This window comes from Thermoanaerobaculum aquaticum (genome assembly GCF_000687145.1).
GTDB classification, from domain to species: domain Bacteria; phylum Acidobacteriota; class Thermoanaerobaculia; order Thermoanaerobaculales; family Thermoanaerobaculaceae; genus Thermoanaerobaculum; species Thermoanaerobaculum aquaticum.
On record NZ_JMFG01000014.1, the window covers coordinates 1 to 19,689 of the forward strand.

The 19,689-nt window shown below is 61.3% G+C and carries 14 protein-coding genes and 1 pseudogene; 9 read left to right on the forward strand and 6 right to left on the reverse strand.

All coding sequences use genetic code 11. The annotated features are described in order from the left end of the window. The 3 genes from ruvB to EG19_RS05595 form a co-directional block, all read left to right on the forward strand. Window positions 1–896: Holliday junction branch migration DNA helicase RuvB (ruvB, locus tag EG19_RS05585; RefSeq protein WP_038048479.1), on the forward strand; the 896-nt coding region annotated here is incomplete at its 5' end. Beyond that, window positions 893–1,768 carry a diacylglycerol/lipid kinase family protein gene (locus EG19_RS05590; protein ID WP_038048482.1) on the forward strand — a complete coding sequence of 292 codons (876 nt, stop codon included), beginning with the start codon at window positions 893–895 and terminating at the stop codon, window positions 1,766–1,768. The genes ruvB and EG19_RS05590, both read left to right, overlap by 4 nt. Window positions 1,769–1,832: 64 nt before the next feature. Next, the gene (locus EG19_RS05595; protein ID WP_053334954.1) at window positions 1,833–3,896 is read left to right on the forward strand and encodes an acetate--CoA ligase family protein; all 2,064 of its coding nucleotides are present in this window, start codon (window positions 1,833–1,835) and stop codon (window positions 3,894–3,896) included. Here the strand turns inward: EG19_RS05595 and folK are convergent. The 3 genes from folK to EG19_RS12515 are packed head-to-tail and all read right to left on the reverse strand — an operon-like array spanning window position 3,893 to window position 7,410. Further along, window positions 3,893–4,396 (reverse strand): 2-amino-4-hydroxy-6-hydroxymethyldihydropteridine diphosphokinase, encoded by a 504-nt coding sequence (gene folK / locus EG19_RS05600; RefSeq protein WP_038048485.1) that lies wholly within the window; start codon window positions 4,394–4,396, stop codon window positions 3,893–3,895. The genes EG19_RS05595 and folK overlap by 4 nt on opposite strands. 3 nt (window positions 4,397–4,399) lie before the next feature. Continuing rightward, window positions 4,400–4,969: an ATP/GTP-binding protein gene (locus tag EG19_RS05605; RefSeq protein ID WP_053334955.1), complete on the reverse strand. Its 570-nt coding sequence runs from the start codon at window positions 4,967–4,969 to the stop codon at window positions 4,400–4,402. Then, window positions 4,966–7,410, reverse strand: coding sequence for a serine/threonine-protein kinase (locus tag EG19_RS12515; protein ID WP_053334956.1), 2,445 nt, complete (start codon window positions 7,408–7,410; stop codon window positions 4,966–4,968). The genes EG19_RS05605 and EG19_RS12515 overlap by 4 nt, the downstream gene beginning before the upstream one ends. A 349-nt stretch (window positions 7,411–7,759) precedes the next feature. Here EG19_RS12515 and EG19_RS05615 point away from each other — a divergent pair, with 349 nt between their 5' ends. The 3 genes from EG19_RS05615 to EG19_RS12525 all read left to right on the forward strand — a co-directional run bounded on the left by EG19_RS05615 (window position 7,760) and on the right by EG19_RS12525 (window position 10,730). Continuing rightward, a complete protein-coding gene (locus EG19_RS05615; RefSeq protein ID WP_038048487.1) occupies window positions 7,760–8,737 on the forward strand; it encodes a DnaJ C-terminal domain-containing protein in 978 nt (325 codons plus the stop codon). Window positions 8,738–8,826: 89 nt separating this feature from the next. Next, window positions 8,827–9,609 carry an ABC transporter permease gene (locus EG19_RS12520; protein WP_053334957.1) on the forward strand — a complete coding sequence of 261 codons (783 nt, stop codon included), beginning with the start codon at window positions 8,827–8,829 and terminating at the stop codon, window positions 9,607–9,609. A gap of 41 nt (window positions 9,610–9,650) precedes the next feature. Beyond that, the gene (locus EG19_RS12525) at window positions 9,651–10,730 is read left to right on the forward strand and encodes a class I SAM-dependent methyltransferase (RefSeq protein ID WP_152543937.1); all 1,080 of its coding nucleotides are present in this window, start codon (window positions 9,651–9,653) and stop codon (window positions 10,728–10,730) included. A 54-nt stretch (window positions 10,731–10,784) separates the two neighbouring features. Here EG19_RS12525 and EG19_RS05630 read toward each other — a convergent pair whose 3' ends face one another. Genes EG19_RS05630 through EG19_RS05640 form a run of 3 tightly spaced genes read right to left on the reverse strand, consistent with a single transcriptional unit; the run spans window position 10,785 to window position 13,049 of the window. Next, the gene (locus tag EG19_RS05630) at window positions 10,785–11,807 is read right to left on the reverse strand and encodes a hypothetical protein (protein ID WP_038048489.1); all 1,023 of its coding nucleotides are present in this window, start codon (window positions 11,805–11,807) and stop codon (window positions 10,785–10,787) included. A gap of 7 nt (window positions 11,808–11,814) precedes the next feature. Further along, window positions 11,815–12,711 (reverse strand): tetratricopeptide repeat protein, encoded by an 897-nt coding sequence (locus EG19_RS05635; protein ID WP_038048491.1) that lies wholly within the window; start codon window positions 12,709–12,711, stop codon window positions 11,815–11,817. Then, entirely contained in the window at window positions 12,711–13,049 is a 339-nt protein-coding gene (locus EG19_RS05640; protein ID WP_053334959.1) for a helix-turn-helix domain-containing protein, read from the reverse strand. Before EG19_RS05640 ends, EG19_RS05635 begins: the two co-directional genes overlap by 1 nt. Window positions 13,050–13,292: 243 nt before the next feature. Between EG19_RS05640 and EG19_RS05645 the strand changes: the two genes are divergently transcribed. The 3 genes and pseudogenes from EG19_RS05645 to EG19_RS13390 all read left to right on the forward strand — a co-directional run. Continuing rightward, complete coding sequence (locus EG19_RS05645) at window positions 13,293–14,957, forward strand: FG-GAP repeat domain-containing protein (RefSeq protein WP_161685425.1); 1,665 nt, start codon at window positions 13,293–13,295, stop codon at window positions 14,955–14,957. Between the two features lie 779 nt (window positions 14,958–15,736). Further along, the gene (locus EG19_RS05650) at window positions 15,737–16,996 is read left to right on the forward strand and encodes a hypothetical protein (protein WP_152543938.1); all 1,260 of its coding nucleotides are present in this window, start codon (window positions 15,737–15,739) and stop codon (window positions 16,994–16,996) included. 234 nt (window positions 16,997–17,230) lie between these two features. Further along, window positions 17,231–19,689, forward strand: a pseudogene (locus EG19_RS13390) (hypothetical protein); the annotation flags it as partial.

Consider the following 19,689-nt stretch of genomic DNA (forward strand, 5'->3'; position numbering starts at 1 on the left):
CGGCCCTGGCCCGGGGGGAAAGCCTGGACCACGTGTTGCTCTTTGGTCCCCCCGGTTTGGGCAAGACCACCCTGGCCCATATCGTGGCCCACGAGCTGGGGGTGCCCATCCAGGTCACCAGCGGGCCGGTGCTGGAGCGAGCCGGGGACCTGGCGGCCATCCTCACCAACCTGCAACCCGGCTCGGTGCTGTTTGTGGACGAAATCCACCGCATCCCGGCGCAGGTGGCGGAGGTGCTTTACCCTGCCCTGGAGGACTTTTGCCTGGATCTGGTGGTGGGCTCCGGTCCAGGCGCCCGCACCATGCGCCTGCAGCTGCCGCGTTTCACCTTGGTGGGCGCCACCACCCGCCCGGGGCTTTTACCGCCGCCGCTGCGGGACCGCTTCGGCATCGTGCACCGCCTGGACTTTTACCAGCCACCCGCTCTGGCCAGGATCGTGCGGCGCTCCGCGGGGATTCTGGGCATTGCCGTGGATGAGGATGCCGCCGAGGAAATCGCCAGGAGAAGCCGGGGGACCCCAAGGATCGCCAACCGCTTGCTGCGGCGGGTGCGGGACTTTGCCCAGGCCCAGGGCTTGGAGCGGATTACCCTGGAGGCAGCGAGGTTTGGTTTGGAACGGCTGGAGGTGGACGCCTTCGGCTTGGACGAGCTGGACCGGCGGTTGCTTTCGGCCATCATCGAGCAGTACCGGGGTGGGCCGGTGGGCCTGCGCAGCCTTGCCGCCACCCTGGGGGAAGACCAGGGCACGCTGGAGGACATTTACGAGCCTTACCTGCTGCAGGCCGGCTTTCTGCAACGCACCCCACGCGGTCGCGTGGCCACCGATTTGGCCCGGCGGCATTTGGGCTACCCGCTTCAGGGTCCGGGATCGCTTTTCGGTGAGGAGCAGCCATGACGCCTCTGCCGCTGATCTACAACCCGGCCGCGCGGGGGGGGAGGAGCAGGGTTCCCCAGAAAGCGCTTTCCCAGGTGGCGGAGGCTTTTGGTTTTGCCCTCGAGCTTTGGCCCACCAGGGCCCCGGGGCACGCCGAGGAGCTGGCCGCGGATGCGCGCAAGCAAGGCCTGCCGGCGGTGGCGGTTTGGGGCGGGGACGGCACCTACAACGAGGCGGCCCGCGGTCTTTGCAACGGGGAAACCGCCATGTTGCCGCTTCCTGGCGGTACAACATCGGTTTTGATTTACGAGCTGGGCCTTTCGCGCAAGCCCCTGGAGGCTCTGCGGCAGCAGCTTGCCGGCTCGCCCAGGAAGCTGCACCTGGGGCGCACCGACCGTGGGCAGGTGTTCTTGCTCATGCTTTCGGCGGGCCCGGACTCGCTCATCCTTTACAACCTGCCGTGGGTGCTCAAGCGCTACGCCGGCAAGGTGGGCATTACCCTGCAAGCGGTGGCTGAGTTCTTCCGCGCTCAGCTCCCGGCCTTTGAAGTGCGGGGTAACGGCACCACGCTTTCGGCCGGTTGGTGCATCGTGGGCAACAGCCGGTTTTACGGGGGGCCATTTCCCGCTACCCCGGGCGCCGACCCCTTCCGGCCCGGTTTGGAAGCCGTGGTACAAACCCGCCGGGGCCGGCTTTCCGCTATCCCCTTTTTCTTTGGCATCCCCTTCGGCCGGCACCTGCAGCAAAAGGGCGTGGTGCGCTTTGCAGCGGCAGAGGTGAGCTTGACCGGAGAAGGGCGAATCCCGTACCAGCTGGATGGCGATCCGGCGGGTTTCTTGCCGGTGACCGCCCGGGCCAGCGAAGACCACGTGTGGGTTTGGCTGCCGGCCTAAACCTTTGTGTGCAATCCTTCACAAGGTGCCTTGGGGTTTGCTAGCATCCCCGGGGAGGTGACGGGTGCGAGCTGAGCTTTCCTTGCTCTTTTCCCCGCGCAGCGTGGCGTTGGTGGGGGTTTCCTCGCGGGCGGACTCGCTTTCCGGCCGGCTTCTGGCCAACCTCAAGCGCGCGGGCTACGGCGGCAAGATCTTTCCCATCAACCCCAAGGCCCAGGAAATTGCCGGTTTGCCGTGTTTTCCCAGCATGAGCGCGCTTCCTGGAGTCCCCGATGTGAGCATCATCATGGTGCCCCGGGATGCGGCGCTTCCGGCGGTGGAAGAAAGCCTGGCCAAGGGCGTGAAGGCCCTGGTGCTCATCACCGCCGGCTTTCGCGAAGGGGGGGAGGAAGGGGCCAGGCTCGAACGCGCCATTGTGGCAAGGGTGCGGGAAGCGGGGGCGGTGATGCTGGGGCCCAACTGCATGGGGCTGGTGAACACCGACCCCCAGGTGCGGCTGGACGCCACCTTTTCCCCGGTGCCCCCCCGCTCCGGCGGGGTGGCCTTTGCTTCCCATTCCGGAGCGCTGGGCGTGGCCATGTTTGAGCAAGCCCTGGAGGTGGGCCTGGGGATTTCGCTTTTCGTTTCCCTGGGCAACTCGGCGGTGGTCACCACCGCCGATGCCCTGGAGGTTTTTGCCCGGGATCCCCGCACCCGGGCGGTCATGCTTTACCTGGAGGCCATCGAGGAGCCCGAAAGGTTTTTGGCGGTGGCCCGGAAGCTTTCGGCGGAAAAGCCAGTGCTGGTGCTGAAGGCGGGGAGAACCCCGGCGGGGCAAAAGGCCGCCAGCTCCCACACCGGGGCTTTGGCCGCCCAGGACCGCGCTGTGGACGCCCTCCTCAAGCAAGCCGGCTGCGTGCGGGCGGAAAGCCTTCGCCAGCTTCTGGATTGGGCGCGCACCTGCGAGCGGGTCCCGGCCCCCAGGGGTGGGCGGGTGGCGGTAGTTTCCAACGCCGGTGGCCCCGCCATTGCCGCCTGCGACGCCCTGGCCGCCCGGGGGTTGGAGCTAGCCCCCCTTTCGCCAGGCACGCAAGAAGCGCTGCGGGGCTTCTTGCCGGCGGAAGCGGCGGTGGGTAACCCGGTGGATATGCTGCCCTCCGCTCGGCCTGAAGACTTCCAAAAGGCGCTGGAGGTGGTCAGTGCCGATCCTGGTGTGGATGCGGTGGTCACCATCACGGTGACACCGCCTTTGGCCCCACCTCTGGAGGTGGCCCGGGCTCTGGCGCAAGCGAAGGCGGAAAGGCCTTTCCTGCCGGTGTTCATGACCTCTCCGGAGTTTTACGCCCGCGCCTTAGAGGTTCCCAACCTCCCGCCGGTGTATCGATTTCCCGAAGAAGCGGTGGAAGCGCTTTCGGCGCAAAGACGAGCGCTTAAGGCGGCAGCTTTGGCCTCGGCGGCACCGGCAGCTCCCTTCCGCCCGGCTTCCCTGCCCCAGAGGTCAGGGTTTTTGCCCCCCCACGAGGCGCTAACCCTCATCGCGGAAGCGGGCATCCCCGTGGCTCCCTGGGCCACGGTGCGCACCCTGCAGGAGCTTCCCGAAACCGCGGAAAAGGTGGGCTTTCCCCTGGTGCTCAAGGCCTTTGGGCAGGCCATTGTGCACAAGACCGAGCTTTCCGCAGTGGCCCTCAACATCCAGAACCAGGAACTGCTGCAAGCAGAAGCTCAGCGCATGAGCCAGCGCCTGGCGGGCCAGGGGCTTTCTCCCGAAGGCTTCCTTCTCCAGCGCTTCCTGCCTGGGGGAAGGGAGCTCATCCTGGGGGTGAGCCGCGATCCGGCTTTAGGGCCGCTGGTCCTTTGCGGTTTGGGCGGGATCGCCGTGGAGGTCTGGCAGGACGTGGCCTTGCGCGTTGCGCCCTGCTCCTCTCAAGATGCCGAGGCCATGCTGGAGGAACTCAAGGGCAAAGGCCTTTTGGGTTCCTTCCGGGGGCAGCCTCCGGTGGACCGAAAGGCCCTGGTGGAAGCCATCGTTCGCCTTTCGGCTCTGGCCTCTGGTGTTCCCGAGCTTGCCGAGTGCGACATCAACCCGCTTTTGGCGTTTCCCGGGGGTGTGGTGGCAGTGGACGTGCGGGTGCGGCTCGAAGGCGCCTAAGGAAAATCCAGGGGAAAGGCACCAATGCGCTCACAGGCTTGGCCCTCTGCCAGGAGAGCCAACGCCAGCTCGCCAAGGCTCTGGCGCAGGCGGGGGTGAAGCCAATGGGGGGCGATTTCCGCTACCGGCAGCAGGGCAAAGCGCCTTTCCGCCAGGCGGGGGTGGGGCAAGGTAAGCTCGGGGCCCACCATAACCACCCCGGGGGCCATCAGCAGGTCGAGGTCCAGCGGACGTGGGCCCCAGCGAGTTTCGGCTTCCCTCACGCGCCCCGCTTGCCGCTCCCAGGCCTGGCAGCGCTTGAGGAAGCGCAACGGATCTTCGTTTAGCTCCAGGAGTAACGCAGCGTTGAGAAACGGCGGCTGGGGCGGTCCCACCGGAGCGGTGCGGTAGAGGCTGGAGGCAGCCAAAATCCGCGCTTCCCACTGGATTTGTTGGGCTACCCAGCGAAAGGTGGCACTGACGTCGCCGAGGTTGCCGCCCAGTCCCAGGAGGAGCTCCATGGCTTAGGGGAGCTTTTCCTCTTCCGGGAAGAGCGGTGGGATGGGGGCCACCATGGGCTCCAGCGCTTCCATGACCACGTCGCCCCAGCGGGCGCGCTGGTCTTTCTCCAGGCGCAGCACGGACAAACCCCGGCGGGCAATTTCCCGGTCCAAAAGCTCGTCAATGGCCCGCTGGAAGGCCTCGTCGGTATCCCGCACCCCGTCCCAGTGCGGCCTGGTCCACAGGGGCACCTTCACCAGCAGGTCGTAGGTGGCAAGCCAGCGGGAAAGCAGCGGTTCCCAGTGGGGCTGGGGTCCTTCGGCGTAGAGGAGGTAGCAGTAGTTGTCCAGCACTGAGCGGTCGCAGAGCACCAGGAAGTGATGGGCTTGCGCCTCCAGCTCCCAGGCCATTTGCGTGTGAAGGATCCAGGACTGCGCTTGCTCGTTGGTTTCCCGGTTGATGGGCAGGGGGCAGTGGCGGGCCACCTCCCGCACCAGCTCCACGTCCACGTCCCGCCGCTTGAGGCGGGCGGCCAGCTCGTAGCAAAGCGTGGTCTTGCCCACCCCGTGGGTGCCGATAAGCGCCACCTTCACCGCTTCCGCTCCTCCGCGAGCACGCGCAACGCCGCCGCCAGGGCGTTGCCGTCCTTGGGGCGCTTGGCCGGGTCTTTCTCCAGGCAGCGCAGGATGAGGTGGGCAAGCGCCAGCTCCAGAGAGGGGTTCAGCGCTTGCGGGTCGGGGGGCGGCTGCTCCAGGTGGGCTTTAATGACGTTGCCCGAGGGGAACGGCAGGGTGCCGGTGGCCATTTGGAAAAACGTCACCCCCAGGGAGTACACGTCCGAGCGCTCATCGGGCTGCTCGTTGAGGATTTGCTCGGGGGCCATGTAGTAGGGCGTTCCGGTGACCCCGGATTGCCCCAGGTCCAGCTCATCGAGCCGGCGGGCAATGCCAAAGTCCAGGATTTTGAGCTGTTTGCGTTCGGCGAGGATGAAATTGGCGGGCTTTAAGTCGCGGTGGATCACGTGGTGGCTGTGGGCGTAGCCAACGGCTTCGGCGGCCTGCAGCATCAACGCCAGGAGGTTGGCGCGGATAAACGCCGGTTCGTCCTTGATGAGCTGATGCAGTGTGGGTCCCGGCACGTATTCCATGACCAGGAAGGAAGAACCAAAGCCCTGCCCGAAGTCGTAAATGTGCACGATCCCGGGGTGGGAAAGTGCAGCAGCAGCCCGGGCTTCCCGTTCAAAGCGGCGGAGGGCATCGGGGGTGTGCTGGCGAGGGTGCAGGATCTTGATGGCCACCGTGCGGCCCAACCGCACATCCCGGGCGCGGTAAACGATGCCCATCCCGCCCCGGCCCAGTTCCTGTTCCAGGACGTACCGCAAGGAGGGGTCTTGCGGGGGCGGTGTGGGCGGGGCCGTGCTGGATGCAGCCCGCACGCGATCGCGTTCGGAGCGCGCTTGCCGCACCTTTTGCAGCCTCGCCGCGGCATCCCGAAAGCCGTACTGAAAGCCCACCACCCGTTGCCAAACCTCCTCGGCGCCCCGTAAATCGCCCATGGCTTCCAGAAGCTCCGCTTGCTTGTAGAGCACCGGCAGAATTTCGGAGGAAACGGGTACGCCGGCGGTGGCCCGCTGCAGCGCCGAAACCGCTTCCTCCTTAAGCCCCCGAGCTTCCAGGTACGCGGCCACGTCCAGAAGCTGCTCCGCCAGCGAGGGGTAGACCCCACCGTAGCGGGAAAGCAAATCCCAGGCCCCCTGGAAATCGCGGGCGCGGTGCAGCACCAGGAAGGCTTCCTCAATGTGACCCAAAAGCGCCAGGATGCGCGCCTGCTCGCCCACCAATCCCAGCTGGGCGTAAACATCGAGAGCCCGTTGCAGCTCACCGGCCCGTTCGAAACAACGGGCGGCGTGGCGCAGCTCCCCGGCCTTTTCCCAGGCTTGCCCTGCCGCTTCCCAGTCCTCCAGTTCCTCGTAAATCCGCGCGCCTTCGGCGGGGTCCAGGTGCTGTACGGAAAGCTCGGCGGCTTGCCGGCGGAGGCCGGCTAACACCAGGCGCTCGAAGGCCTCGCGGTAGCGGCCCAAGCGCACCAGGAGCTGAGCGGCTTCCTGCTGCAGGCCAGCTGCCGCCAGCTCCTCCACCGCTTGCTCCAAAAGGCCTCCGGAGGTGAGGCTTTTGGCCTTGAGCCGGGCGGCCTTTTCTTCCTCCCCCGCTAGACGCCAGGCCTCGGCCGCGCGGGTGAGGTCCTGGGCCTTCTCGAAAGCCGCCGCGGCAGCCGCCGGTTGCCCGGCGGCCAGCCAAAGCTCCCCGGCTTCCTGGTGGCGTCCTAGGAAGCTGGCCACCTCCGCAGCGAGGCCGAGCTGCTGTGCGCGACGGCAGGCCTCCAGTGCTGCTTCCGCCACCTCCGGGCGCAGCTTGCGTTGCTCCAGGGCCAGTTGCGTGGCGGTGGTGGCCCGCTTCAGGTCACCGGCACGGAAAAAAGGCTCAATGGCTTCCTCGGGCTGGCCCCGCTGAACCAGCTCTTGACCCAGGCGCAGCCAGAGAGCTTGGGCCTTGGTTTGGTTTCCGGCCCGCTGGTAAAGCTGGGCGGCCGCAGCCAGGGCACTGCCACCCTGCCGTTCGTAGAAGCTGGCGGCTTTGGCGAGCTTGCCGAGGTTGCGGGCCACGTCCCCAGCCCGGTTCCAGGCCCTGGCCTTCACGAAGCTACGTAAGGCTTTGCGGGTCTTGCCGGCTTGCAGGTAAAACTCCCCCGCCGCCAGGAAATCCCCCCGCCGCTGGGCGCGAAGCGCCAAATCCTGGGGCGATCCAGGCCGCGGCGAGAAAACCCCGAAAAAGGCTAAAAGCAGTAAAAGCGCGAGGATGTGCCCAGGGACCTGCACCCAGGCGGATTGGGGCGCCACCAGCAAGGCCGGCTGCGGGACCGGCACCAGCGCCGCCCACCAGAAGGAGTGAAGCCACAGCAGCAGGATGAGCGCCAAAAGCCCCGCCGTTTGCCGGCGTCCGGAAACAAAAAGCACGGGAACAAACCCCAGGTGCACGCCGCCATTCTACCGTGACACGGGCGCCGAATTCTCGGTTCTCGTTTCTTGCGCCGTGGGGCCGCCGGGTAAAAGTGGGGTCCCGCCGCAAGAAATGTGGGGCCGGCGCTCCTGCGCCGGCTAGCAGGAAAAAGACCCGCGACGCAGCGCAGGTCCCACGGTATTTTCAGACCAGCGCCGATCATGGCTTGCGGGTGTCCTCGGTTTGCGAATCGTGCAGCCCTCCCCGGGGCCAGTTAGCGATGGCTGGACAAGCACCTCAAGTAGCGGTCGCTTATGCGGGGGTTGAAGTTTGATAAAAAATCGCTCATATTTTGTAACGGGCCGCACGGCCAGGGAAGAGGCGCGTATGAAGGACCTTTACGCGGTGTTGGGCGTCAGTCGAGACGCAACGCAAGAGGAAATCAAGAAGGCCTACCGCAAGTTGGCCCGGAAGTACCATCCCGACGTGAACCCGGGCAACCCGGAGGCCGAGCAAAAATTTAAGGAAATCCAGGAGGCCTACCAGGTGCTCTCCGACCCCGCCAATAGGGCGCAGTACGACAAGTTCGGCACCGTGGATGAGGCGGAAATGGCGGCGCGGGCTGCCGCCGAAGCCCGGGCCCGGGCCGGCGCTGGCAGCCCATTTGGGGGTTTCCGCGTGTCCTTCGGTGGCTTCCAGGACCTCGGGGACCTTTTCTCCGACCTTTTCGGCCGGGTCAGGGCGCAAGCGCGGCCGGCGCCGGAGCCGGTGGAAGCGGCGGTGGAGCTTTCCTTTGAGCAGGCGGTGAAGGGAGCGGCGGTAGTGGTGCCGGTGCGGCGGGAGGTGGCCTGCCCGCAGTGCGGTGGCAGCGGGTTTTCCGTGGGCGCGTTGTGCTTCCGTTGTCGGGGGAGCGGCATGCTGGTGCACACCGACCGCGTGCGGGTGCGCATCCCCCCGGGCATTGGCGATGGTGACCGCGTACGCACCCGCACCCCTGACGGTCGCGAGGTGAGCGTGGTGGTGAAGGTGGCCCCCCATCCTTTTTTCGAGCGCAAGGGGGACGACATCTACACCACGGTTCCCGTGACTTTCACTGAGGCTTACCTGGGGGCGGAAATTGAAATTGGCACCATTCACGGGCCGGTGCGTACCCGCATCCCGCCCGGCACCTCCTCAGGCCAGCGCTTTCGGCTGAGGGGTAAGGGTGTTCGCAACGTTCGCACCGGCGTTTTCGGCGACCACTACTACACCGTTCAGGTGGTGGTGCCCAAAGTGGTTTCCCCTGCTGGTCGCGAGCTGGCCCAACGGGTTGCCGATCTTTATAGCGAGAACCCCAGAGCCGGCCTGCCGTTGCGGTTGGAGTGAGGCAACAGCGGGCAGGAGGAGGTTGGGCTCAGGGTCCGGGCTCGGAGGGTAAAAGCGGTTAGCATAGGCGCGTTAGCGGGGAGGTGGCGGTGGGTTTTTTTCGGGAAATTTGGCTGCACCGGCGGTTGGTGCTCACCCTGGCGGGGCGGGCGGTAAAGGCTCGCTACGCCGGCTCGGTGCTGGGTTTGGCCTGGGCGATCCTTGAGCCGCTTCTACAGTTTGCGCTTTTCTTAGTGGTTTTTGGCATCTTTCTGGGCCTGCGGGGCCTGGCTCCTGCTGGAGGCTCGTTTGCTCTCTGGCTTTTGGCCGGGCTCATCCCGTTTTTGCTGCTCCAGGAGGGCTGGGTGCGGGCAGCCGGGGTCTTCCGGGCCCACGCCGGCCTGGTCAAGCACGTTCCGGTGCCTTTGAGCGTGCTGCTGCTTTCTGAGCTGCTAGCCGTTTTGGCACGGCATGGGGTCATGATGGCGCTTTTCGTAGTGGCGGGTCTAGTGCGAAGGGAACTTGGCGTACCGGGTTTAGCGTTTCTCTTGGCGGGTTTGCTGGTGGTTTTGCTTTTTTTGGTGGGTGGCAGTCTCTTCCTTTCCATTGCCGGCAGTTACCTGCCGGACGTTGTACCGGTGACGAGTACGGTCATGAGCTTTTTTCTCTACGCGACACCCATCCTTTACCCCGTGCGTGTGGTCCCTGCTCAGTGGCAGGTTGTGTTTTTAGCCAACCCGCTGTGGGGAGTAACAGAGGTGTTCAGGCTGGCCCTGGGCGGGGAGGCGAACGTGAGGGCAATGGCCGTGTCTTTGGCCTTTGCGCTGGTACTCTTTGTGGGCGGAATGGTTTTCTTTGGTCGTCGCCAAAGCGCTCCCAGGGACCTCGTTTGATCGCAAGGCTAGATCTACGATTGGCAAGGAGGATGTGATCGTTGACCCGAGTTTTCGTAGTGGAGCCTTTTGAGCCACCCCAAGACGCTGAGTTTGACTACCTTTTCCGTTTGCGGCACCGGGAGATCGCGGCGGTGGCTGACGATGTTGTTTTTGCCCGGCACCTCGCTGGCAACGGGGTTTCCGACGAAGACCTGGTGCTTGAGGTGTCCTCGGAGCGGGTGTTGGTGTTGCGACGAACAATTGAGGCAATGGTCGCGGCAATTCGCGGGGGCGCGGTCTGTGTGACACCCTTTACCTTGGCCGAAGTGAACGCTCAGCCCCCCGTTTACACGCTGAGGGGTTTCGAAGAGGAAGAGAGCCGGTGGCTTCGGCGACCGACTAAGGAAGAGAGAGCAAGAGAGGCGTTGGGTCCCCTCACCCTTTGGAAGGGCAAAGACTGGAAGGAAGGCGTTGATGGGACGCGGGTGGCGACCGTACGGGTGGGCCTTGTGCACGAGTTTATTGACTACTACGGGGAAACCCGGTCGGACGTGGTGCCCTTCATCCCGACTGGAGCGCGGGAAATCTTGGAGATAGGCTGTGCGAAGGGTCTTACGGGGGAGTATTTGCAGTCGCGTCTCGGGTGTCGCGTTACGGGAGTTGAGCTGAATCCGGTAGTTGCCGAGGAGGCGCGCAAGCGCTTGTGGAAAGTCGTTGTGGGCGACGTGGAACGGGTGCCGATCGAGGGAACCTTTGATGTAGTACTGGCTCTCGAGCTCTTCGAGCACTTGCGGGACCCCTTTCTCTTTTTGGAACGGGCGAAAGGTTGGCTCCGACCTGGTGGGGTTTTGATTCTCTCCACACCAAACGTGGGTCACTGGTCGGTAGTTTGGGATTTGCTACAAGGCAGGTGGGACTACCTCCCCATCGGGCTTCTTTGCTTTACCCACCTGCGTTTCTTCACCAGGAAAAGCCTCGAAACCCTCTTACACCTCGGGGGTTGGGACGACGTCGTGATTTACCCGCAGGAAACGGGGGTTCCCAGAGAAATCGCTCGGGCCTTGCGAAAGGTTAAAGGCGTGGACTGGGAAAGCCTCGGGATTTCGGGGTTTTGGGTGATCGCTAGGAAAAACTACTAAGGAATCGCCTACAACCCCAGTTGTTGAAGTTCCAAAGGCAAGTCTCACGCTGTCCTAGCGAGCCAGGTTCTCCACCAGGGCAATGGCCTGATCCAGAGTTACGCCTTCGCTGAGTTTCAAAAGCCGCTTCGGCGACCAACCTTGGTCGCTGGCCACGGTGTACTCCACGCCCTCAGGCACCACCCGGTAAAGCACCGGCTGCAAATCGGCACCCAGGACCGCCCGGGTTCCTTCGGCGGACAGCTCCCGCGTGACCGGCAGCACCTTGCGCACGCCGAAGATCGGGGTGTGACGCCGGCGCATTGCCACGGCGCCGAGGCCGCCCTGATCCTCATTGGTCTCCGGTGGTGGGGAGAGCTCGAAACGCATCTGGAAAATAAACAAGAGGCAAGAAGACGGGCTTGCGACTAGGATGTGGCTGGTGGGCCCGACCGGTTCCACGCCGAACGACGGGTAGGCTACAACCTCAGGTGGGATGGGCTGGTTGCAAGCCAAGCCAACTCCCAGTTCGGTGTCCAGTGGGTAAATCGAAAGGGCTTCTGCATCATTTGGATCCGCGGTGAGCCTGAGGACCGCCAAAGCTGCCCCTTCGCCGTCGCCAGTGCCCTGCCACCACAGAAGCAGCGCAAAACTCTCCGTTACCGTCAAAGTTTTGCTCGGGTTTTGGGGGTTGGGATACGTCGAGGTCGCACGTGCCAACTTCAGGACAGGGTTGCGCGGGTGCGCGGAGGCGTCGCGCGTAATGTAGGTAACCCGTTCCCAATTGCCGCTGTTCCAGACAGCCAGGACCAAATCGGAGTAATCTTGTGACCAATTGCGCTGCCAAGCAACTACTACCTTCCCGGTAAGTTCGTCAGCGAGTAGCTGAAGATGCGAATCACTTTGACCATCAAGGCCGAGCGGGAAAGGAACGATTGAGCGTGCGACCTCTACCCCGTCCTTACTTCCCACTAACACGGTTCCCGTCTCGGTGGCGGTGAGGCGCCAGAGGACGCCATTTCTATCAAGGGTGACAGGATCGCTTGCCCAAGAAGCCCCGGACAGGACCAAACCAAGCGCCAAAAGGATGCGTTTCATGGCTACCTCACGCTTTCAAGTTAATCACTTCCCGGACGTTGAAGGCCCGCAGGAACTGCTGCATGCCACGAAAATCCGGGTAGAAACGGGCGAGCTGCCGCAAATAAAAGTCCCCCAAATCCTCTTGACCGGCGTCTAGGGCGGCGTCGGCCAGAAGCATCAAAACGTTGCGCTCAATGTCTTCGTAGCCGAACTCCCGGGCCAAGGCCAAGGCCCTCTCACCCAAAAGTTTGGCGTTCTCCAGCTCCCCCAATTGCAAGTAGCCATAGCAGAGGTCCTGGTACACCTCACCCAGGTATTGGCGGGATCCCAGAGCTTCCAAATTGGCGGCGGCGTCCTGACAAAGCGCCAAGCCCTCTTCGCTTTGCCCCATGCACATGAGGCAGTAGCCGAGGTTATCCCGGGCGATCGCTACAGCTAAGCGGTCCACGCCTACGTGTGGTGCCAATTGTAGTGCGATTGAAAACGATTCGGCAGCCTCGGGAAACTGAGATTTTCGTAAGGCCAACACGCCATGCTGGTTTGCCGAGTGGAACCTGGTGCGCTCATCGCCGCAAACCTCGGAGAGCTCCCGGGCACGGCGGGCGTAAGCGAGGGCTCGCTCCAAATTGCCCTCGGCTTCGTACACCTGCGCGGTGTAATACGCGGCCATCCAGGAGGTGAAGGGATCCCGGGAGCGCATGAGCACGTGCTTGAGCTCGCCCACGGAGGAATCGAGGCGATCGAGCTCCAAAAGCACCACGCAGCGGTTGCAAAAGGCACGATCGGCGAGCTCCCGGTCCCCAGACTTGCGGGCCTCCTCTTCGGCGGCCGAGAATAGCCGGAGGGCAAGCTCCAAGTGCCCACGAGTAAATGTCTTTTGTCCCAACGCGGTAAGTCGAAGGTATCGTTCGGTGGCTGCCATTAACGCCCCTCCCGCTCTTTTAGGAAGTCCACAAAATCCAATACCTCCCGCTGACCGTCAGCGGATAACGCTCGAAACGAGTTTAGCAGCTTTTGCTCCTCTGGTGTCAAGGGGCTGTGATTTAGCTCACCAAAAAATTCCCCCAGCGTGAGCTCGAGGACCTGAAGGATGCGAAAGAGTAGGTCCAAGGGGACGCGATACTCACCCTTTTCAATACGCGACAGATCGGATTGGGAGATGCCAATTTGACGCGCAAGCTGAGCCTGGGTGAGCTGGCGCTCAAGCCGATGTTGGCGGATTAGCCTACCCGGTGCCGTGGCAAGGCGACCCTCATTCACATTGTTAATCTAGCTCCTGGCAGCGGCTTTTGCAAATTCTTTATAGTTGCCCGGGTAGTCCTTCTCATGGGGGCCCTGCCTGTGGCGGGCAAATGGTTGCCCGAGATTTCACCGGTGGCCCGTTTCATCCCGCCGAATTCGAAGGGTCGGGTAGGTTCTAGGGGGGTGGGCAAGGTTGGCATGCGGTGTGCATCATTGAACCGTGGAGGCCTGGTGTTAGGAACCGGGCCCAAGGAGAAAAGGATGATGGCAAATGCTCGGCTTCTGAGGCAAAAAGGTTTTTTGGCGCTCGCTGGGTTGTGTGCAGTGGTCACTATCGCAGTTGGATGTCTAGGGGTGTCATTTGGTGGGGAGGAGAACCAAAGTCCTGCTGTGCAGAAGGCAAATCCGCCTACTTCGCAGGGCCAGAGCTATGACGACTGGGCCCGCGAGTACTACAAGATCATACGCATTCCCAAGCAGTTCGCGCACGTGACCCGGGAAGGTAGGGTTAGGCTGGTAGGTCCGGTAAAGGGGGTGTACGAGCTTGTTGGCGAAGATGACGCTTTTTATCTTGTTCGGAATCTGCCAATCGAGGATCCTGAGTCGCCAGGACATGAGGCATGGTTGGATTCCTTGTATAGAGAGGCGGAAAGGCAGGCACTGGAAGAGTACCTGCGTACAGTGTTTCTAGTCGCTGACCAGCCAGACACCAATTTAGTTTTCACCGATCGTGTGCAATTCGAAAGCCTTTCGAAGGGGCTGCCGAGTAGTGGCAGATGGCAGATGAGTTTCGACGTGGCCGATATGAATGGGGACGGAAAGCTTGACCTGGTGTTGCCACCCCCCCGTGGTGGAAACGGCAAGCCGGTTATCATGCTTCAGGGGGCTGTTTTTGGAGAGTGGATTCCTTGGGGCTTCTGTGTGTGGCCGCGGGATGTCAAGCTTGACTATGGATCGATTCGGGCCGCTGATTTCGACGGTGATGGGCATCGCGACCTGGTACTTGCCGTTCATTTTGGAGATACTGTTGTGATGTATGGCGACGGAAGGGGCAATTTCGAGCGCGCCGTGCGTTTGCCGAGGGGAAATGGTGCGGTCACAGCGCGGGCAGTCGTGGTTGCGGATTTCAACAAAGATGGCCGGCTGGACGCGGCAACGCAGGCCGAGCTGGATGTTGATATTGGTAAGGGACAGCTTGTGCGAAGTGGGTTGGTCAACGTTGTCCTTAATCTCCCAACAGATTGGAAGTTAGGCGGCAACGAAGGGCTTCCGGATTCAGGCCACAGCGACTGGCTAACCGCCCATGACCTAGATGGTGATGGATACCCGGAGCTGCTTTTGACATCGAGGAAAGCCGGGGAGGCGAGGCTTATACTCAAAAATCTTGGGGGCGCAAAAAGCTGGGAACCTCTCGCCTCGAAGGCGCTCCCGTTTGACGCGTTCGTTTTTAGTGTCGCTGCGGGGAAAGTGGACGATGCGAAAGCTCGTGATGTGGTCTACTGTTTCGAACAGTTTCACCCGATGAAGCAGGGAGAGCCTGCGCAGGCGTGTGCTCTCTATCATTTCCATGATCGCCAGGGTCGTTTTGCAATCCCTGGCAGAGGCGAACTAATCTGGAAGACCACAGCTTATTTTGAGAACCCCAAGGGGGTGGCGTTGGGTGATCTCGACGGCGATGGTCGCAATGACCTTGTGATTATCTTCCCATCCGGAAAGGTCCTGGTCCTTCTTCAGGGTGCGGACGGGCAATGGCTGGAAGAGAGATCCCCCGAACTTGTTTTTACGAACACGGATCTTTTCGACGTGCGAATTGCCGATCTCGACGGTGATAAGAGGTCTGAACTCATCCTGATGGGCGCGCCGAAAGAGCAGAAACAAGAGGGCGGCGGAGTTTTTGTGTTCAAGGTGCATCGGAAGACAACGTAATCGCGGGGAAGCTTATTCAGGATAGCCAAAGTAAGACAGAGCGTCCGCAACCTGCGCAAGGGGTTTCCGACGTATGACCGAACCTAGCGGCGTGGCGCTCTTCAGCAAAGCGGATTGGTAGTGAATAGAGTGGTTGGTTCCGGGAGCGCGCAGCAGCGGTGGGTCCAGATTGGGTCCTGGGGCTAAGGGAAGGAAGAGTAGGTAGCTGTCCAGACCTACGCCCGGAGAGATAAGAAACGCTCAAACCGGCGGCTCTGTTCTCGCTCGGTTAACGGCGCATGAGGGGTGCCCGTCCTCGAGTTTCTGGCAGGGAGGGGGCTTTAGCCTTAAGCCGCTCGACTTGCACGTATTAGGCGAATCTGTTGCCTCTTTCACGGTTGCGATTTTCTAAGATGTTCTAAGATGGTAAACCTAGCCGCTAGGGAACCAAGGGGGGACTTGACAACGGGGGAGGGATGGCTTAGCTTAATGACTCAGAAGCATAGGGGCGGGAAACCGGCCCTAGATTGCGGCGAAGGAGGTGGTGCGTTGAGTAGTGGCGAGTGTTGTCGGGCCAAGGTTGAGGAAAAGAGGTTTCATCTCGCTAGTTAGACGAAAGGAGGAGTAGGAATGAAAAAAGTACTGGCACTATTTGCTCTTTTTTGGCTCTTGCCGGCGGGGTCGCTTACGCGAACTTCTGTGCGCGTGACTACGTCCCTGCCGCAACCATTTTGGTTCCGTACGCCGTTGTGGACTTGACGTCTGCTGGCGTTCCGGACCCCAACGGTTACACCACCATCTTGACGATCACCAACGTTTCCGAGACCGCTCAGCTCATTCACGTCACGGTTTGGACCGCGCGGTCGGCAGCGGTGGTGGACTTCGATGAGGTGCTTTCGGGTTACGATGTGTGGTCAATCAACTTCCGCGACCTGCTGGCTGGGCGGTTCGATTACTTCGACACCGGGACGTCGCCGGTCGGGTTTTTCGATACCAGGGTAGGAAGTTCGAACTTTAACGGCATTCCTGGGGTTGACACTGGTCCTACTGCACCTTCTTGGGGCCCCTCGTCAAACTGCGTGAATCCCGGCGGTCTGACTCCTGATGACTATGACACCGCAAACCTCACTGGCTGCAACTTCCCGTACGGTGACCTGAGCTCGCTGGGACCGACAATCACCGGTAACCTGCAAAGCGCTATCAGGAACTACCCGCAGTGGAACTGGTGTGGTGTGAGCGACCCGGCGAGCTCTCCCTACTGGCAAACCATTACCAACAGGCCGGTGTTCTTCTATGTAACCGTTGACACCGTTGCCCAGTGCAGCCTGCGATTCCCGACTGACAACAACTACTGGACCACTGATGCCGAGTTTGACAACGTTTTGATTGGGGATCTCCTCTACCTTAATTCTGCTGCTAACTACTCCGAAGCTATTCCAGCTGTGCACCTCGAAGCCGACGTGGATTGGACGGGTCGCACGTTCTACCAGAGCCGTTTGGGCGGTGGCAGACTTGACTATCGCGAGCCTCTCGCTACAGCCTTTGCGTTCCGCTACTTCAATATCCCAGAGGCTGGCTTCTCGACCGACGTGATCGTGTGGAAGAACTACCACGACCGGCAGTGGATTGACCTGAACGGTAACGGTGTAGTTGACGCCGGCGAGTACTTCTATGTCGCAGACCGTGGTTACGTTTATTACGCTTTCGACGAGAATGAGAACAGCAAGAGCCGGACCGGCGGACCTTCGGGCTTTGAGAGCACTGAGCCCAACAATTTGCCTTTGGAAACCCAGAAGGTTCCCTTTAACCAGGCCAACTGGAGTGGCTTGCCGGCCCCGGCTGGTTGGGCGCTCCTGGTCTTCGACCCATCTATTCGTAAGGTTGGAAACACGTGGTCGCAAGAATACCAAGCTTGGGTTGGCGTCAAATACACCTTTGGCTCTTATTCGGCGGGTCTGGATGCGGCGGTTCTCGGCAATTACCACTGCTTCAGTGGCGACATTCTGCCTGACCTCAACACGTATTCTGGAGCCCCGGCTGACGGTGTCTTGATCCGTTAGCGCACTCTTTAGCTCTTGCCTTAGGGCGGGCCTCGGCCCGCCCTTCTTTTTGTGACGCTCCTCACCCTCGTGCATTGACGCGAGAGAGACGACTCATCATAATGAAAGGCGGGAGGGAACACCATGCCTCGTCGAGGAATATTCGCCTTTATCCTTCTAGTACTAACCCCTTGGCTTAGCGTACCCCCCGTGTTCGCGCAGGGTTGCTATGGTGGCCCTTATACACTGGAAAGCGTGTGTGCTAGTACCGGCGAAACGGCTTACTACGCCCATGGTTCACGGTTCCTCACCACCGTCTCCTATGGTGGCTCTCTCCTCGGTATCAACGCGCACTACAACCATTTGGAAGTTTTTAAGCTCGACAATCCGATGAGCCCTCAGCTATTGACCCCTGCCGCTATACCGTTGCCTTGGAATGTCAGTGGCGAGGGGACCCACTCGAACCTTATTCCCCACGTTCAGCATGTTGCGGTGTTGGACTCCTTCCGCTACGCGGTTGTGTCGCTTTTCACTGCGGGCTGGGATTTCTTTGACCTGCAAACACGCACCTACACCCAGCGAGGCTATAATCCGGTTGAGGCCCTCGCCGAATACACCTACACCAATACTCTTCTCTTTTCCCAAAATGGCAACGTGTATTTAGTTGGTCAAAAGCTCAATCCACAACAACTGACTGCTGGTGACAACTCCATTTACATTTACATTCTAAGCTCGCCCGAGGTAGACCCGGCAAGTGTTAAAGCTAGCTCCCTTTCCGGCGCCCGAATTCCTATTGGGCGAGCGGGCGATCCCGCGGGATTTGACGACTTCCCACTCATTAGCGAGGGCAACCCAACTTATTTCTATTTTGAGGCCGGGGGTTTGCCTTGGTTGATCGTCAAAACAAATTCCAACGCTGCCCTTATTGACGTCAGTAACCCCCAGCTGCCAGTCCCGAAGGCCCGGTGGCGGAGCTCAACCCACCCAAAGCTTTTTAAAGGGCCCTGGGGCCTTGACCAGGAGGGAGCAAAGCTTTACGTCGCTGACAACACAACCGAGCTCGTGTACGGGTGGGACCTGGCGGGAGCCCCGCAGCTATCCTATCTCTGGGAGTACCGCTGGCACAGCACGCTTTCCTTCAGCAACCGGCCACCAGTTCAAATAGCAGCGCGCGGCCCATTGCTTGTGGTTGGCCTTGAGCGCTACTTCGGCTATATGGTGGTGGGCAATCCCTCAAATCCCCCAACCCTTCTCGAGGCACTAGAGCCCTTCACCTACGTCCCCACGACGTGTGGTTTTTTCCAGCCGTCGGCCACAGCCGTGGCAGTATTTAACGTGGCTGGCCAGCCTTTTGTCAGTCGCTCGCTTTTCGCCTTTGGGGATGTTGTGTCGGTGTCCAGCGCCTGCTTGCAAAGTGTCCCGTCCCCAAATCTCTCAGTCCCTAGTTCCAGTTGCACCTTGGGTGCGGGTGGGGCTGTCTTCCCCGGCGACTTAGTGCCTGTAACGAATACCTCTACGGGTCCCTGGCAAAATCCTCAACTCTTCGTGAAGAAGCCCGGTGACCAGGCCCGTAGCCTTTACGCTTGCACGTGGCAAAATAACGTCTGTAGCTATCCGCTCCCAAGCAATCTTGCTGGAACTTATCAGTTTGACCTTACGGTGGAGGACAGTTCGGGAACGGTCTATGACACCGCCACTGAAACACCGCCTCGCACAAAGCAACTTCAAGTGTGCGATAACCCGAAAGCCAAAGCTGAGGTGACAAAGGTAAACGGCGTTTCTTGCACACAATCGTGCAACTTTCTAACGGGCGACACGCTTACCCTTAGCGCAGATAATCCATACTCTTCCGGGCATCCTAGCGGTGCGGACTGGCAGGTCGTAAAACCGGACACCACTTCCGCCAGCGGTGCAGGTTTGACCTTCGATCTACCCCTAGCTCAGCGCGGGAGCTTCACCGTCTCTGTCCGAGTGCACTATGCTCACGATACACCCGACCAAACGGACGATCCCGCCTGTCTGGACAGCACCCTCCCACCGGGAGCGGGTTACGATTCCTGCTACCAGTTCCAAATTGACTCACAACCATTCTCCGTGAGCGAGCTCACGCTGGTTCAGGGAACGAACACCACGCCACCGTTCCTTTCGTCACAACCCATTACAGCGAAAGCCGGCTTTGTTGTGGCTTCGGGCTACACACCCTCTTTCACGTGGACGTTGTCTGACGGTACCAACCAACAGCCAATTCAGGGCTCTGCGCAGGCGGGGGTTGCCTCCGTTACCCTTACGGGGCTCGGCGCTGGTTCTTATACGCTCACCCTCACGGCCACCGCTAGCTCAACGTCCGGGCAGGATTCGGTTACCATTACCCGGACTGCGGAATTTCAGGTAACAAACTGCGTGCCCCCGGGAACGATTACCTCGGTGACTCCGGCCAACGGTGCAAGCGTCCCAGCGGGTACGATTACCCTAACGTGGACTCCTCCGAGTGGGACAAATCTTACATATTCGGTCGGGAGCACCGCTGGGGGTGTGTTCATCCCTTTTCCTGACTGCAACGGCATAACTTCAACTACGTGCGTTGTCGATTTAGCGGCGGGCAGCTATTCCTGGAGCATTAACGCAAAGAATGACTGTGGCGAAAAACTTTCCGGGCCCTGGACATTGACTGTGACGGCCACCGGCGGCGGTGGAGGTGGCGGCGGCGGTGGGGG